14 protein-coding genes are annotated in these 16,460 nt (G+C 50.6%); 12 read left to right on the top strand and 2 right to left on the bottom strand.

Going from position 1 to position 16,460, the window contains the following annotated elements:
* Positions 1-1,064: 1,064 nt before the first annotated feature.
* Together GmarT_RS01110 and GmarT_RS01105 are read left to right on the top strand one after the other, a co-directional pair.
* Positions 1,065-1,586 (top strand): hypothetical protein, encoded by a 522-nt coding sequence (locus GmarT_RS01110; RefSeq protein WP_002649575.1) that lies wholly within the window; start codon positions 1,065-1,067, stop codon positions 1,584-1,586.
* A gap of 575 nt (positions 1,587-2,161) precedes the next feature.
* Positions 2,162-2,824, top strand: a complete 663-nt coding sequence (locus GmarT_RS01105; protein WP_002649577.1) for a hypothetical protein — start codon at positions 2,162-2,164, stop codon at positions 2,822-2,824.
* A gap of 467 nt (positions 2,825-3,291) precedes the next feature.
* Here GmarT_RS01105 and GmarT_RS01100 read toward each other — a convergent pair whose 3' ends face one another.
* Positions 3,292-3,657: a hypothetical protein gene (locus GmarT_RS01100; RefSeq protein ID WP_149302395.1), complete on the bottom strand. Its 366-nt coding sequence runs from the start codon at positions 3,655-3,657 to the stop codon at positions 3,292-3,294.
* 455 nt (positions 3,658-4,112) lie between these two features.
* Between GmarT_RS01100 and GmarT_RS01095 the strand changes: the two genes are divergently transcribed.
* From GmarT_RS01095 to GmarT_RS01055, 9 genes are all read left to right on the top strand, one after another.
* Positions 4,113-7,394 carry a LamG-like jellyroll fold domain-containing protein gene (locus tag GmarT_RS01095; protein WP_002649579.1) on the top strand — a complete coding sequence of 1,094 codons (3,282 nt, stop codon included), beginning with the start codon at positions 4,113-4,115 and terminating at the stop codon, positions 7,392-7,394.
* On the top strand, positions 7,384-7,563 hold the full coding sequence (locus GmarT_RS29680) for a hypothetical protein (protein ID WP_149302394.1): 180 nt from the start codon (positions 7,384-7,386) through the stop codon (positions 7,561-7,563). The genes GmarT_RS01095 and GmarT_RS29680 overlap by 11 nt, the downstream gene beginning before the upstream one ends.
* Positions 7,564-7,906: 343 nt before the next feature.
* A complete protein-coding gene (locus GmarT_RS01085) occupies positions 7,907-8,470 on the top strand; it encodes an RNA polymerase sigma factor (protein WP_002649581.1) in 564 nt (187 codons plus the stop codon).
* A gap of 10 nt (positions 8,471-8,480) precedes the next feature.
* A complete protein-coding gene (locus GmarT_RS01080) occupies positions 8,481-9,980 on the top strand; it encodes a serine/threonine-protein kinase (protein ID WP_002649582.1) in 1,500 nt (499 codons plus the stop codon).
* A gap of 37 nt (positions 9,981-10,017) precedes the next feature.
* Complete coding sequence (locus GmarT_RS01075; RefSeq protein WP_044240524.1) at positions 10,018-10,902, top strand: hypothetical protein; 885 nt, start codon at positions 10,018-10,020, stop codon at positions 10,900-10,902.
* A gap of 174 nt (positions 10,903-11,076) precedes the next feature.
* Positions 11,077-11,475, top strand: coding sequence for a hypothetical protein (locus GmarT_RS01070; RefSeq protein WP_002649584.1), 399 nt, complete (start codon positions 11,077-11,079; stop codon positions 11,473-11,475).
* A 289-nt stretch (positions 11,476-11,764) separates the two neighbouring features.
* Positions 11,765-12,013 carry a PF20097 family protein gene (locus GmarT_RS01065; protein WP_002649585.1) on the top strand — a complete coding sequence of 83 codons (249 nt, stop codon included), beginning with the start codon at positions 11,765-11,767 and terminating at the stop codon, positions 12,011-12,013.
* A 98-nt stretch (positions 12,014-12,111) separates the two neighbouring features.
* Positions 12,112-12,756 carry a hypothetical protein gene (locus tag GmarT_RS01060; RefSeq protein WP_002649586.1) on the top strand — a complete coding sequence of 215 codons (645 nt, stop codon included), beginning with the start codon at positions 12,112-12,114 and terminating at the stop codon, positions 12,754-12,756.
* An 88-nt stretch (positions 12,757-12,844) separates the two neighbouring features.
* A complete protein-coding gene (locus GmarT_RS01055; protein WP_002649587.1) occupies positions 12,845-13,393 on the top strand; it encodes a hypothetical protein in 549 nt (182 codons plus the stop codon).
* Positions 13,394-13,509: 116 nt separating this feature from the next.
* On the opposite strand, the gene GmarT_RS01050 is transcribed toward GmarT_RS01055, so the two are convergent.
* Positions 13,510-14,220 carry a hypothetical protein gene (locus GmarT_RS01050; RefSeq protein ID WP_002649588.1) on the bottom strand — a complete coding sequence of 237 codons (711 nt, stop codon included), beginning with the start codon at positions 14,218-14,220 and terminating at the stop codon, positions 13,510-13,512.
* A 310-nt stretch (positions 14,221-14,530) separates the two neighbouring features.
* Here GmarT_RS01050 and GmarT_RS01045 point away from each other — a divergent pair, with 310 nt between their 5' ends.
* Positions 14,531-16,432 (top strand): dienelactone hydrolase family protein, encoded by a 1,902-nt coding sequence (locus GmarT_RS01045; RefSeq protein ID WP_149302393.1) that lies wholly within the window; start codon positions 14,531-14,533, stop codon positions 16,430-16,432.
* Positions 16,433-16,460 lie beyond the last annotated feature (28 nt).

Genomic DNA, 16,460 nt, shown 5'->3' with positions numbered 1-16,460 from the left:
CGGTATCACAGTCACCAGACACCCCGGATTGAATAACAGATTGAACACTACAACAACGAACATAACTCAACATCCCTTATAGCACGGGTGCCATCCGTCGGCTTGCCCGACAGGGCTCAGTCAACCAGCTCCCGCACATAAAGCGCAGGGGTAAGACCGAATATAATTCGGGCCGAGCGCAGCGAGCAGGAGGTCGCAGCTACCACGCACCATCCGGAACCGGGATTCCTATATCCATTCGGCTTGTCCGACTGTGATCGTGGCTCACGGTTCCCTGACGTGATTCACCACAAATTATAAAGATCGGCTCCCACCCCCCGCAGATGAAAATCTCGAACCACTGGAAGTTCAAAAGGTGTCATCGCTATTCACCGTAGAACATTCCCCATTAGCCGCAGAGCGTTAGCTCCGGTTGTCTCCCGATCTGCAGAAACAGCGTCTCACGCTGTACGGCTCATGTGAAAGAAAGGGTGCCCCCGGATGCAGTCCGGGGTTGTCGCAGACAACAGGAAACCGTCAGGGAAACCGCACAAGCAGTTTCCAGATCACCAACCTGCCCAGCCATAGGAACGGAACCCACGTGTCCGTCTGACACGGTTCGCACCAGTATCACACCACAACGAGAACCGATGAACCTCTCGAAATCGATTTTTCTACCACTAAAAGACACGAAACCACACGAAAATCGACAAAGAGTAAACCCAAAAACAATTCATGTCGAGCGCAGCGAGCAGTAAACTGTCAGAACAGGCAACGACAGAATTACCAGTGACACTGCGATCAACCTGATCTACACATATGAGTGAACCTACATCTCTACCCTCGCGATTGACCTCGTACGGATATTGTTACTCGCAAGCCAGTTCCCGAAATAGACTGACCGAGACAGAAACATTTCCTGATTACCTTGACTTGTATTTTGAACTATAAACTTTTTGGTTCCGGACACCTTTTCTCTCCGCTGTGAACTCTTATCCATTTTTGGTGTCAATTGATAATAGATAAAAATCCTGATAATTGTATAGAGAGTCAAATTCTGTCTATCAAAAAGTTGGACATGCGATATGAAACCTGAACTTGAGATTGAATTGTTACGATTTATCGAAAAAATGAGTGACCGACGTCTGTACTTTATTGCCCGTGAATTCAACGGGAAACAATCTGACTACCGGGTAACTCAGTACAGTCTAATTCCTATGGCATGGGATTGGATCTCTCGAGGGTTGGCATACTTCGATATCAGTCAGCCGGCCCCATCGAACTGGGATCTCCGGCTCACTGAAAAGGGCAAACGGTATATTGAGGAGGAAGAAGAAAACCCATACAATGACAACATTTGGTATGCCAGCTTACTTAAGAAAGCAGTCGGAATAAGTGACATTGAGAAACAATACGCCCAAGAGGCAATTAAAGCGTTCGTCAATGAATTGTATGTGGCCTGCCACGTACTGATTGGAGTATCTTCAGAGTCTGTAATTATTCGAATGGCACATGCTATGGCAAAGAGCGATCTAATTGAAGGTCATGAGTCAATCTCAATTGCAGTTGGCAACCCACGGATCGGAATTCGAGAACTGTTCAGCTAAATGCGCCCTGAACTAGAAAAGGCCAAGAAAAGAATCCCGGGAAACCTTGCAGATAACATGTCGATCTGGCTAGATTCGATGTTCGATGTCATAAGAGTAAATCGAAACGATGCTGGTCATCCAACTGGCAGCACTTTGAGTAAAGAAGACAGCATCATGGTTCTTAGGTGTTTCGTAACATACATGAGTAAGGCTTGTCGATTAATCAATTATTGGGATGAAATGTCAACCAAGGCAAAGCACCAGACAGCCTGACGGGCGCCAGTGGGTAGCGTAAAAGAAAATGGTCAGGACTCTTAATCAATCCTGACCACCTTTCTCACCTGGTCAATGTACTCAAACATTTTCTCAGATGTGTTTTTAAACTACCGTTTCAGGAATTTCAAAACCGCTTAACGAATGAAATCTACAAACTAAACTAACCCGCACACGGTTAATTCCTGAGAAATAATCAGGACTCTCTCAGTCCTCATCTCATCAATTGATAATAGACAAAACTCTCGATAGCTTTTGAGAGAATGAAATACTGCCTATCAATAGTTAGGCTACAATCGTACCCAGTCTGGAAATTCTCCATGTCAAAGAACAAGCAAACGCCAGACGACCGGCGACAAAAATGGCTGGAAGACTTGAATGAGGAATTCAGATACGAGATTGTGCTTAACGAGTCGGACCGTGGTGCTGTCTTGGTTGCAAGCGCATTTGTCGAGGAAGCTTTAGAGCACTTGCTGCGACAAGTATTCACAGTCAAATCCTGCAACACTTCTGACGATAAATTCGCCTCACAGCTAAATCGCCTAACCAAGTCTGGCATTGACGCACCGCTTGGTTCATTCTCATCGCGCATCACCTTGGCTTATGTATTGGGCATCATTGACGTTGACTATTTGACGGCCTTAGAGGCTCTCCGCAATCTCCGAAACAGCTACGCCCATCGAAAGGCCAACGGCACCCGCCCAAAACTTTCAGCCGAGGCAGTTATGGACATACGCTCTAATGTAATCGGGCCCGGTATCTGGGACATCCGCTATGTAGGGCTTCTCCCCAATGACGTCGATTTTGACTCCACGGTAGCGACAGTCGGAGTGTTTCGTATTTCATTCGCATTAGCGATATGGATACTCCTACGCACAATTATTGACGAGACCAACTGGTGGAAACACAGTGCGAACGCACAAACACCGATCCGGTCAGTTCCCAAATTTTCAGGGCCGACCTTTCGCGAGGGTGACAATTAACTCGGATGCAAACGGCTGAAAGAGAGGTTCCAGGAACCAAAAACAGCCTCGATGAATCTGCATGCATCGGGGCTGTTTTCTTTGATTGAAAATCAATAGGGTTGTCTGATTTTTGTAGTGACTCTCAGGCCAAACGGTTATGCTGCAGTGGAGGACTACACAACCTTCTCTCTGATATCGCTAAATGAGTGACAAAGCGAAATCTCACAAAATCAGGATCATTCGCAGGCTGCTCTTCTTAGCTGTGCATTAAAAAGCTGACCGGAACCGTTGATCCTCTCCCCAAACTGAAACTGCCGCCGGTAGTTAAATCGCAGCCATTCCAACAGACACCAGCTTCCCACAACCAGCCGCCCGAATCAAATTTTTTTCGTGGCGTTTCGTGCCTTTCATGGTAGCAAAAATACCGGGTTGGGCACGCAGTCGCCCTGAATGGCACCTTCGTTGTACTCAACAGCATTCCCAATTTATTTGTCTTGCTGCGTTTTGATTTCCAGTTCGAGTTGGTGAATGCACTCTCTTAACACGACATTCCCCCTGTAATCAGTCAGACTGCAACTCTCTCTCCGGGTCATGTGGATCTCACAAAACCTGTGATAGGGTTCCTCGTTTTCAGGATTTTTGATTCCCAGGCACATTAAAGCATAACGGACTTTCGACATCATCGGCACCCACATACCTTCTGTATAATAATCCCGCATGTCATCGTCTGGCTCTCCCAGCAGATACCTTGCGTACTTAGCCCCTTGTCGCAAGATGACATGATACGAATCAACATCCTGAATCTGTTTTACTACAAGTTTGTTTTGCGGATTGTCTACAAGGCGCATCATGATATCCCAGATAAATCAATAATGTCCGGAACCATTAATCTACTCCACCAAACGGAACCTCCGCCAGTAGTAAAGCCACAGCCATTCCGAGTGACACCAGTTTCCCGGAACCAGCTCCGCAAATCAAATCTTTTTCGTGTCGTTTCGTACCTTTCGTGGTCGCAGAAATACCGGGCTGGTCACCCGCTCGTACCCGAATCGCACGGTGCCCGGTTTCCGATGTCCCCCCTGTGCTTCACCTGTTTCAGAAATTATCAGCTCTCAAATAAGAATAGACGCAGCACGGTCGGTATCATTACAATCTCAATATCGCTTGAAACTCTGATCTTTGCGAGGGGAGTCCCTTCTAAGTCAGTCAGGGAGCACGTATTATCTCGCATCGCTGCTTACGCTGAATCGGATTTTCTTTCACTCCTTCGCGATATGACTATTTTACACACCTCAGGATTTTCACCATGAATCGTCCTTGTTTTATTGTTCTACTACTGATCTGTTCTGCTCTCCAGGTTGCAGGAAATGCTGCCCTGTCAGCAGAGACCATCACTCAAAACTGGCAGGCCGAGTACTCTGGCAGCGATTCGAACGGGCCGACAGTCATTGGTCACTGGCAGTTCAAACAGGGGGCCGAAACGGTTGACTCCGGGCGTCTTGGCCTTACCGGAACACTGGATGGCGCGGTGCCCGCGACCGCTGGAAAATTTGGGGGAGGCCTGGAGTCATTCCCAGGCTGGCCCATTGATGATAAACATCATGCGCTCATGGTGGCAGACCATCCGGAACTGAGTCCCCCAGGAGCCTTCACCGTAGAAATGTGGATTAAACCGAAGGCACAGCTGCGGGATGCCAGCCTGACCTATTTAATCGATAAGAAATACGCCTCAAAGCATGACTACCAATGGTTATTGAGCCCACCCAACCCTGCCGGTCGAAGGCGGATGAATGTCGTGCTCGGCTTTGGGGAAGAGATAGAAACTTTCGTCACCGATTTTCTCACCTTTGAACAGGACGTCTGGCAACATGTGGCGTTCAGCTACGATGGAGCGGGAACGGTTCGTTTTTATCAAAATGGGTCCTCCGTCGGAAATGTCACCCGACCTGGCCGTCACGGAATTGCCGCCGGTAAACTTCCCTTAAGTATTGGAGATCGGATCGGCAGCAACTACGGCGGTTTTCCCGGCTTCATCGATGAAGTGCGCATCAGCTCGGGGGCGCTCGAATTCAGTCCCCTGACCATTTCGCTGACCGTTGACCGGAGTGTCTGGCGGCGTTTTGAACCCTCACCAAAGATTCAAGTCACCGTCCGCAACCAGCAGCAAAAACCATTGAGCGGCGCGAAACTGCGGCTGCTCGGCCCGGGCTGGATTGAGCGCGAGATTGACCTGCCGGAACTACCCGCTGAGGGAGAGTATATAGAACAGGTTTCCTTTGACACCACGCTGCGGCCCGATGATTATGTTCTCCAGGGACAGGTCCGTGTCGGAGGCGAATACCCGATGTCGCGCGAAGAGAGCCTGTTACTCAAACTGGTACCGCGAAGAGTACCGGGACGCATGCCTGTCTTGATGTGGGGCATTGGCAGTCCTGGTGAATTCGAAAAAGAACTGCCCCGCCTGCAGGATCTGGGATTCAACCATTGCCTGGGTTTTTCGACATCACCACAAAAAGTCTGGGACGCCGGCAAACCGGTGCCGACAGATGGTCCGGAAACGATCAATGCCGTCAGGGGCATGCTCGATTCAGCCCTGGCGAATGATTTTGATATCGCTGCTTCACTCTATGCAGGCCACTTTTTAAAAGATCGTAAAGAGTTGAGCAGGGTCGATCGAAACGGTCAGCCTTACCAACGGCACGATTGCAATGCCTCCTTGCCCGGTCTGCAGGAGTTCTCAGAAAACTATGGCCGCAGTGTGGGAGAGATGTATGGTGACCACCCCGCCTTAACGGCAGCACTCATTAACAGCGAAGTCCGCGATAGCACACACGTCAGTTTTTCCAAGAGTGATTTTGCACGTTATCGTGAGTTCTCTGGGGAAGACATTCCGGCTGAGGTGACTGATAAAATCGGGCCACGCTGGCATACCATCCCCGATTTTCCCAAAAACCGGGTCCTGCCCGATGATGATCGGCTGCTGAAGTTTTATCGCTGGTTCTGGACCGTCGGTGATGGCTGGAACCCGTTACACACCGCTTTGCATCGGGGCCTGAAGGCCGACGGGCGAGATCGCATCTGGACGTTTTATGATCCCGCCATTCGTGCCCCCAGCATCGGTGGCTCAGGTGGAGAGGTAGATGTGATCAGTCAGTGGACCTATACCGAACCTTCGGCATTACGCGTAGGCTATTTTTGTGATGAAGTTTTTGCGATGGCAGCCGCCTCAGACAAACCACAGGATGTCATGAAAATGACACAACTGTTCTGGTACCGCTCTTCCAGCGCGCCAAAGAAAACCGGTAAAGAATTTATCGCTTCTCCGTTTGACGATCATGATCCCGATGCCGCCTACATCTCCATCGCACCCACACATTTACGCAGCGCTTTCTGGAACAAAATTGCACGACCCGTAACAGGCTTGATGTATCACGGCTGGTCCTCCCTGGTGCCCACCGATGGCACACATGCCTACAAATACACGCAGCCCGATCTGCAGACGGAATTCAAACGCCTGCATCGGGAAATCCTGGAACCGCTGGGACCGACGCTGCTAAAAGTCCCCGACCGTCAGGCTGATGTCGCGTACCTCGACAGCTTCACATCGCAAATATTCGCAGGCCGCGGGAGTTACGGGTATTACCATGACGAAGCATACCTGACGCTCCTGCATGCACAGTTGCAGCCCGAAGTGATCTTCGAACAGACACTGCTCAAAAAAGGACTGGATCAGTACAAGCTGCTGGTGCTGGCTGACTGTGATGTGCTGACCCGCTCCGTCGTAGAAAAGATCCTTGCCTTTCAGAAACGGGGAGGCATCGTCATTGGCGACCCCAATCTGACACCGGCGATCAAAGCGGACATCGTGCTGCCGAAATTCGTACGTTCCAAACGGACACAGGAAGATCAGAAGACCATTCTGCAGCATGCAGCGCAGTTAAAATCCGCGTTAGCAGGACGGTATGAATGGTATTCGCAGTGTACGACTCCCGAGATCGTAACCAGAACCCGCTCGGCTGGAAACAGTGATTATGTATTCGTGATCAATGATCGACGCGAATTTGGAACGTATGTGGGACAGCATGGCCTGGTGATGGAAGATGGCCTGCCAGCGGAAGGCAGTCTCACTTTATTACGCGAGGGTGGTCACGTTTATGATTTACAGACAAACCGTGAAATTTCGACCCAGCAGACAGAAAACAAGGTAAGCTGGCCCGTGCAACTGGGCCCCTGTGAAGGACGAGTGTTTCTGGTGACACCCACTCCAATCGCTGCAGTGAAGATTACAGGCAATGAAAGCACGCCAGCCGGAAAGCCGCTCGAGTTGCTGGTGTCGGTACTTGATAGCAAATCAAAAACGATCCCTGCTGTGATTCCATTGCAAGTAAAGATCACCGATCCCGCCGGCAGGGTGGCTGAATTCAGCGGATATTACGGAGCCGAACAGGGACAACTCCCTTTAAAGCTCGACATTGCCGGCAACGACCGGCCCGGGATGTGGAAAGTTCACGTCCGGGAACTGGCTGCGGGACAGACCGGCGTCTCTTACTTTCGTGTGCAAAACACAGCAGAAAGTAATGCCAAATAACCACGCTGGCAACATCACAAGAGTCAGCAGCCAGATACCCGAATTAAATATTTTTCGTGTCGGTTCGCGTCTTTCGTGGTCGGAATATTTCCGGGTTGGTCATACAACTGGCCCCGTTTACACCAGTCCTGAACCAGCGATGGTCAGCCCGGGGGACTGGTTCTGTTAACGCTCTGACTATAAGAGCCGTTTCAGGGTTTGTCCGAAAACATTGCTGCATTCACACAGAAAACTGATATAACGGATAGAGGAACTCTACTGGTCACATGTCTGCACATTTCAAACCACACCAGGCGCTGCCTGCCCCCTGAGACGTACCGGAACCGGATCAACAAACTCAATTTTCAATCTTCTGACAAAACTAAAAAGATAAGCGTATATCCTTTTCTGAAATGACTTTACAACACGACTAAAGAGATCCCATTCAAATATTATTTCTTTTTTTGTGACAACTTCAGCATTCCCGTGTGTTATCTCGTGGAGGAGTCGCTTTGCAAGGTCCTGAAACAAGAGTGTCGCTGATCGCAAGACTACAGCATCCTGCCGATGATGCTGCCTGGGATGAGTTCAACGGCATCTATCGACCTCTGATCGTGCGAGTCGCTCGTCTGAAAGGTTTACAGCATGCCGATGCAGAAGACATGGCCCAGGAAGTATTAGCAGCGGTTCGCAAGTCAATCAAACGATTTGTCCCCCACGCGCAGGGTACATTTCGAGGCTGGCTGAGAACCATCACCCGGAACCTGGTAATCAACCATTTGACGCGCTCAAAAGGACCAGTTGGGTCGGGGGACAGTAATGTTCAGGCAATGTTGCAACAGGTTCCTGCGTGTGACGACCCCACGGCAACACTGTTCGATATCGAATTGAAGCGGATGCGGTTTCGCGTAGCGGCAGAGGAACTGAAGACTGAGTTTAATGATCCCATCTGGCTGGCCTTCTGGCTGACAGCAGTGGAGGGACACTCGATTGCTGACGTTGCACAGCAGTTGGAAAAGTCAGAGGGTTCGATTCGTATGTCGCGTTGTCGTGTCATGGCCCGATTACGCGATAAGGTACGCACATTCGAAGAATGAGGTAAGTGGTATGGTGGCACGTTTTCATTTCGACGAAATCATGCTGGAACGTTACCTGCGTGATCAGCTTGACGATCAACAGCAGAGTGCGCTGGTCGAACATGTCGAAACATGCGAAGTCTGCCTTCAACATATTGACACTTTGTCACAGCAGGGGCTGTCATGGGACGACGTGGGGGAGATGTTGCGTGATGATGAACTCTCCGAAGCCGTTTCAGGAGCAGACCATCCGGAGTCGCGTTCCCCGGAAGACGACCAGGCAGATTTGCTGGAACCGACGGAACGTCAAGATTCGCTGGGACGTTTCGCTCAATATGAAATACTGGATTTCCTGGGGCGAGGCGGAATGGGGATCGTGATGCGAGGGCTTGATACGGCACTCGACCGCCAATGTGCAATCAAAGTCCTCGCTCCGCGCTTCGCCAGCAGCGCGGCGGCCCGCAAACGTTTCTCTCGGGAAGCGAAGAGCGCCGCAGCAGTAGTCCATCCGCACGTGGTACCGATTCTAACCGTCAACGAACATAACGGACTGCCGTTTCTTGTGATGCCCGTTGTAGAAGGCCAGAGTTTGCAACGCCGCATTGAGGAATACGGGCCATTGTCTGTCATTGAATCCATACGCATCGCTGCACAGGTTGCCGACGGGCTCGCGGCAGCTCATACCCAGGGACTGGTTCATCGAGATATCAAGCCGGAAAACATCCTGCTGGAACATGAGGTCGAGCGGGTTCAGATTACCGACTTCGGACTGGCCCGCGCCATCGACGATGCCAGCATGACCCGCAGTGGTGTGATCGCCGGTACGCCACAATACATGTCGCCCGAACAGGCACACGGTGATTCGATCGACCATCGCAGCGATCTGTTTTCGCTCGGCAGCGTGATGTACTTCATGCTCGCGGGCCGCAGCCCGTTTCGCGCTGAAACAACGATGGGAATCTTGAATCGTATTGGGAACGACTCTCCACGTGGCTTGAGAAGCATCAACGTCGATGTACCAGTCTGGCTGGAAGCGATTGTGATGAAGCTGCTTGAAAAAATTCGGGAAGACCGTTTTCAATCTGCCGAAGATGTATCCGGCCTCCTGAATCAATGGCTGGCGCATCTGCAGACACCGGACTCAGCTCCGCTGCCGAGTCAGCCAATGCCATCTGCAGGCCAACCCGAAACGGTGATCATCACAAACACGGCCCGTTCCGGAAACCACAAGCGCTGGCTGATTGCCGGCTGTGTAAGTGTGATACTACTGACGACGCTGATCCTGCTTAATTCGGGGAAAGTCACGTCGCCGAGCGGGGCGCAGCATCATCCTGGCAACACATCGCACTCAGCGAAAGAACTGGGCTTCGAGACACAGAAAGTGCCTGAAATGGCAAAAGGAACAGGATGGAATACAGGACCCTCTCTGCAGGAGACAACCGAACTGCTGAATTATTCCGATACCCTTTCGCAAGACGCACAACGACCGTTCCGTAACACCCCGTCAGCAGAGACAACCATTTCAGAATAAACAGATACAAACCCTTTTCCTCAACGAGGTGATTCTTATGCGTATGATACTGAGTTTAATCTTACTTTTTTCCGGCTTTGTTGGTTTAACACTCGCCCAGACCGTCAAAGAAGATCCGAAAGCAAAGCAGAAAACTTCGCGTCCCGATCCCAGCCTGACTTCCGGTAAACACTCGCACGAGATTCAAGCATTACGCGCTGATTACGAACAGGCGGAACGAGATTCAGCCCGCTACGCCGTCGCGTTGAGAAAACATTCGAAGACAGACGCCCCGTCAAAAGAAAAAAAGGGAGCTGCTGCTGCGATCGATCAGCAGAACGAAGATCCAAAGACCTGGGATCAAATGAAAAGCCAGTTAGCGGAGGCAGTAGAGCGTGCCTTCAATCTGCGTCTACAAATACAACGGGCACAAATTGAGCTGGTCGAACAAAAGTTGAATGAGACCCGGGAACAACTCGGCCAGCGCAAACAGGATGCCAGAATTATTATCCGGCGCCGCGTTGAAGAACTGACCCACAGTGACGATCTCTCGTGGCTGGGAAATGCCTCAAAACTGCCGGTGGCCTCTGCTTTTCCTCGCAATACGCCGAAGTCTCAGGCTCCGGAAGAATTACCGATCTACCCCCGAGATGCCGTGCTTAAATATATGGCAGCGGCCCTGGCACTCGATTCAAAGGCAGCAGCCAGATGGGCCAGCGATGAACTGGCACAGCAAGCATCCCTGAAGCGCTGGAATGCATTTCTGAATGAGCAGCCCCACTTTATTCAACAAGTGCTGGTCGATTCGAAAACCACCCATTCCCAGATTTTGATGACCGTTCATGGGGAACGGGTCCTGTTCGAACTGGAGCGATTCACGACAGGCGAGTGGCGGGTGACAGCAATCAACCGACTTGAACTCATCGCACCGCTCGATAAATAACCGTCGTCATTCAGTAAGGTTGACTTTTGTTGGGATTGTCAGCCTCTTTTCCAGAAAAGCATGAAACAGAGCCGCGCGCCATGTGTGTTACTATCAGGAAGAATTCGCCGGCAGATACCGACTGCCAGATTCCAGAATCAACCAATGCCTGATACCCACGGGTGGAGAAGTGACATGAAAGATTTATTATCAACGACCTCATCCCTCTTTATCATCCTGTTCAGCCTGTCGCTACTGTTCCTGACTGAAGAGCCGAATGTAGAATCCGGCGAACAGAAAAAGACGATTGCCACTCAGCGAAAGCAGCCTCCTGAGAAAAAAACGACGACCTATGGCAGGGTTCAAAGCGTAACGGTCCGAGACGGCGTACTGATTTTTGTAGCGTTCGAAAAGGATGGACTGAAGGAATACTATTTTTCTCTGCGAGGTAAAAACGTGATTCTCTGCCAGTCACCAACATCACAGATGCCGCACAAATCCATTCAGTTTGAAGAAAGTGATTCTGGCAGCCTGCGAATCACACTCTCCACCAGCCTCGATATCAATTTAGAAAAAGAGCTGAAAGACTTCTAAAAAAACGCGTCACAGATAACCATAGCGTCTCTCAGTCTAAGATACGCGGTCTAAATGGCCCAGGAGACACTACTGTAAAACTGGACATAGCCTAAAACGTACCCGGCTTGCACCAACGTCTTTCATCCATCAACACCCGGCCCAAACCCACCGGAAGACGCCCCGTTTATCGGGACACAACCTCGTGATGACGTTTTGGATTATTTTGACATTCGAATGATCCAATGGCGATCATGCTGCGTTCAACCCAGATCAGCAGTTATGAAAACAAGACTGATCGGAGCGTCTGATGAACACGATACCCCACTGCCCGGACTGTGAAAAACAGATGGAAAAAGGATTCATTCCAGATACGACACTCCTGGGTGCGCTCCAGGCGACGTGGCATCCGGACGATCCAGAAAACGCGGGCGGCACGTTTTTCGGGTTCAAGACGAAAAACAGAACCAAGACTGTCAGAATTGAAGAATCCCGAACAAGAAAGATCATTTCCTATCGCTGCCCCGAATGTGGCCTGTTGCGCTCCTTTGCGAAGTGACTGGTTTCCTGTATTATTATATTGAACGTCAAAGCTAAACATTAAAGGTTCCATAAACATTAAAGGTTCCAGGAACCGAAAAATAAATCCCCCACGCAATGCAGAAACTGCCCTATCGTACTGATTCTACCTGTCTCTCAGACAATGATCTGATTCTGCTGGATGTTCTTTTTGATTGTGATGTTCGGTTTCAATACCTGCGGCAGGAGGTCTTCTGCGAGCAGTGGAATCTGGGTTACTCACATGACTTCGATGATGATCAATTACAAGACCGCCTTAAGTGGTTATGTAAGCGTGGTGTGCTTGAAGTCGGAGGAAACCGAAATCAGCCTTACTTCCGGATCACACTCAAAGGGGACGAACTGTGGTCGGAGGAACGTTGTCCGATCTGGGACCGGTTCTGCACAGAGCGCTATAAAACCACGTCTCAAAAACGTACCATGATGACGGTTTTTGCCGTGTCGCCACAGATTCGAGATGATTTCCTGAGATTGTGGCCGATGTATCCTGCGCGCCGTCGCACCGCGACCATCGCCGATTTCGGTCTGGTTCACCGCCGCTCCTTTCCGCAACTCTATGTCGGCGTGGCAACATACAAGGAACAGTACGAATGGACGCCGGAAGAATATTTCGTTTATTGCAAACTAGATCAAGAGTATCGAGAGAGACTGGAAAGCGAACGCAGCTGGTGGCGGTATGTTCCTGAACTTCAGAAATTCATTTTAAACGGAGCAGAATCGTAGTAGAATCAACGAACTACCGGGGTAGCGTAGCCATCATTGAAACAGGCCGGTCTCTAACTCGATTTCAAGTGAAACAGAACTCTGACTGATGAGCAAACCAAAAGCATTCAGCTTTCTGAAAGGGTATTCATTTTCGTTCGAGGATGACGGCAGAATAATTGAGGCGTGGTTCAGTTCGTTATCCGGTTTACAAAAGGTGTTTGTTGACGGGACTCTGGTCTCGACACAAAGAAGCGTCGCTACCGAAACCGCTCATAATTTCATGATAGGTGACGACCGTTACACGACGACAACGAAAATGGTCAGCCTTTCCAAAGGACCTCTTCTCTGCACATTAAGCAAAAACGGCAATGACATCAAACGCCAGAAACTTGTTTATCCTCCACTCAAAAATGACTTGAGCAGTCCCGCTTACCGGTTGAAATCGCTGATTCATTTCGTCGTCATTTTCCTGGCATCAGCCTTTTTACTTTATATTGCAGTCGCCTGGTGGCAGCTGACTCCCGCATCAATCTACATGTTGTTCGGATTTTCATTCGTAATCGCAGTCAGCGGTGTTGCTTACTACATGCAGAAGTTCGCTGCGGAAACCGAAATCGTCGATGAGGAAATCGGAGAACTCAGCTATGACGACTGACATCAATGTCCCAGCAACAGCCTCCGAAACCACAAACACCTCTCGTGTCATTTCGTGTCTTTCGTGGTAGCCAAAAAAAACCGGTCTGGTCACTCAACCGGCCGATGGCGATCACTTTACTGGTTACTGCCTGTCATGATCTCGGCGAAATCAACGCCCCATTCGATGCGTTGGAATGTGGGTGATATTAATTCAAATTGAGTATTAGAAAGCCATTTCCCATTCGATTCCTCAATCCGATATCCCCCTTGCGCAGGCACAACCCGACCCATTTTTTTGCGAAACAATTCTGTTTTGGATCGATTCCGAAACAGACAGCAGGAGAACTCCAGAAACTCAAGCCCGCATTCATAATAAATTCGCACACGCCACTTGGAATCGGGAGAACTCCAGGAATGTTTCAGGTAACCATTGAACTGATAATCATCCTGTTCAGCCTGTTTCCGTGCTTCATTCAAGGGCCGCGCATCCCACTCATACTGAGTGGCAAGATACTTCACACAATCGGTCATCGCTGAAAATATCATCTTCTTCTTATTCAGCTCGGATGCCTCAACATATTTGTCAAATTGAAACAACCACGTAAAGATCAGCACATCCGGCTGTTCGGGATACATATGGTGGCGTTCTTTGACCAACGACTTGTTATTCGTAAACGTCAATGCGAGCTTGGCTGTCCCAGCCGTTTCAATTTTTCGGTGAATCAGTCGCAGGAACAAATTGATACAACCAGTGACATCCCGCGCAAATTTCCCCACGAAACCATCTTTATGGGTCGAAACAATTGCCTTGTCTGCATGAATTGAGACATCTCTCAAAAACATCATATTACCCGACCTGAGAAGCACCAGCCTTCGTGTTACAAAACAAAATTCCCAATCGTCCGTTCATACAGGCAGTTCCAGAAATTGTTACTTCACGATTCCCTGCGAAACACATTCTTTTCGTGTCATTTCGTGTCTTTCGTGGTAGCAAAATTACCGGACTGGTCAATCAACCGCACTCGAACAGAAAATACATAAGCGACCCCCGAACCCTTAATCCTCAGCATAAACATTTTTATGGCTTCGGTCATCTTTTATTTTATATAATAGATCTCTTCAGGCTTACATTACTTTTCACAAGCGAACTACCTTCATGACTCATACCATTCATAAACGAACTCTCTTCGTCTGCCTGCTGTTCGTAATCATGCAGTCTTCAGTGCAGGCAGCCGAAACTCTACCTGCACTCCAAGACGAACACGCACCGCAGAACTTCGCTGAAATGTGGGCCGGCTTCGATCCCCGCAGTGAACCGCTGGAAACTGAAGTTCTTAAAGAGTGGGAAGAAGAAGGCGTCGTCCTGCAGATCGTCCGTTTCCGTATCGGCGTCTTCAAAGGTAAGACCGCCCGGCTCGCGGCCGTGTTTGGTTATCCCAAACAGGCTGTCGCCAACAAACAGAAATTGCCGGGCCTGCTGCAGATTCATGGCGGCGGACAGTACGCCGACTACCGGGCCTGCCTGCTGAATGCCAAACGCGGGTACGCGACCCTCTCCATCGCCTGGGCCGGCCGCATCAACGCCCCCGACTACCAGGTAACGCCCGCGGAAGTGAAACTGTTCTGGGACGGCAAGACCGACGATCCCCGCTATCAAGTCACCACAGACTGGGGCGCACTCGACGGCTATCATGCGCCCGGAAAAAACCCGGGCAATCAGTTCCCCGGCATTGAGCCGGATGCCTGGACGCTCGACAACATTGAATCGCCGCGTAACAGTGGCTGGTTCCTGTGTGCGCTCGCTGCGCGTCGGGCTTTGACATTCCTCGAACAGCAGCCCCTGGTCGACCCCGATCGCCTGGGAGTTTATGGCCATTCGATGGGAGGCAAGCTCACCGTGTTGACGGCCCCCGATTCCCGCGTCAAAGCAGCAGCCCCCTCGTGTGGTGGTATCAGCGACCGCTACAACCGAAGCCCCCTGTTCTGCCAGACGCTGGGAGATAACGTCAGCCTCAAACAGATTTCCTGTCCCATCATTTTCCTCAGCCCCGCTAATGATTTTCACGGGCGCATTGGCAATCTGCCGACCGCCATCGAGGAAATTCAAAGCAGCGACTGGCGCGTCACCTGCTCACCACACCACAATCATCAGGACACCCCCGACTTCGAAGTCGCCACCATACTCTGGATGGATCAGCATCTCAAAGGCAGCTTTACGTTTCCCCAGACACCCAAAACAGAGTTGACGCTCAACACCACAGACGGCGTGCCCCGCTTCACAGTGATTCCCGACGAATCCCGAACCATCCTCTCCATCGACGTCTATTACTCCCGACAGGGCAAAACAGATGAAGGTCCCCAGGACCGGCTCAATACCAAGCATCGCTTCTGGCATCACGTCAAACCCGTGAAAGCCGAGGACGCCTGGATTGCGAATCTGCCCCTGGGCAATATCAATCAGCCTCTGTGGGTGTACGCCAACATCCGCTATGCCCTCGACGAACCGGTGTCCGGTGCCGGCTATTACTATCGCTCTTACACCACAAAGTCGTTCAACCTTTCATCGCTGCTGCAGGTGGTCTCACCTGCGGAATTACAAGCAGCCGACGTTCAGGCCACGCGCGAGCCTTCCCTGCTAATCGAAGATTTCCAGGACAACTGGCGGCAGGAATGGTTTTCGTATCAACCCGACAAATGGGCCATTACAACCCACAAACTGAATGACGGTCTCTGGAAAGCACCGCCGCAGGCACAACTTGCTTTGGAAGTTCGCGCCGCCGAAGCCAATCAAATGGTGGTCGTCCTGGATGATTACGCCACCGAAGTCGAACTCACCGGCGGCCCCGACTGGCAGACCATCACCCTCAAACCGTCCGACTTTCAAAACCTGGCCGGCGTAACGTTATCAGACTGGCAAGGTATCCGTCAGTTGAAGCTCACCCCCGCCGAGGCCCAGCGTCCCACTCGCGGCAGCAAAACGAAACAACGCATCCTCGGCAAAAACTGGCGCGGCCCGCAACCCACATTCCAAAACCTGCACTGGCAGGTCGACCCGTAATATTGTTTTATCATTCTGTTCCGATAAG

The organism is Gimesia maris (assembly GCF_008298035.1).
Taxonomy (GTDB): domain Bacteria; phylum Planctomycetota; class Planctomycetia; order Planctomycetales; family Planctomycetaceae; genus Gimesia; species Gimesia maris.
Note: the sequence above shows the minus strand (reverse complement) of the source record. Positions and strands in the feature narration are given on the sequence as shown.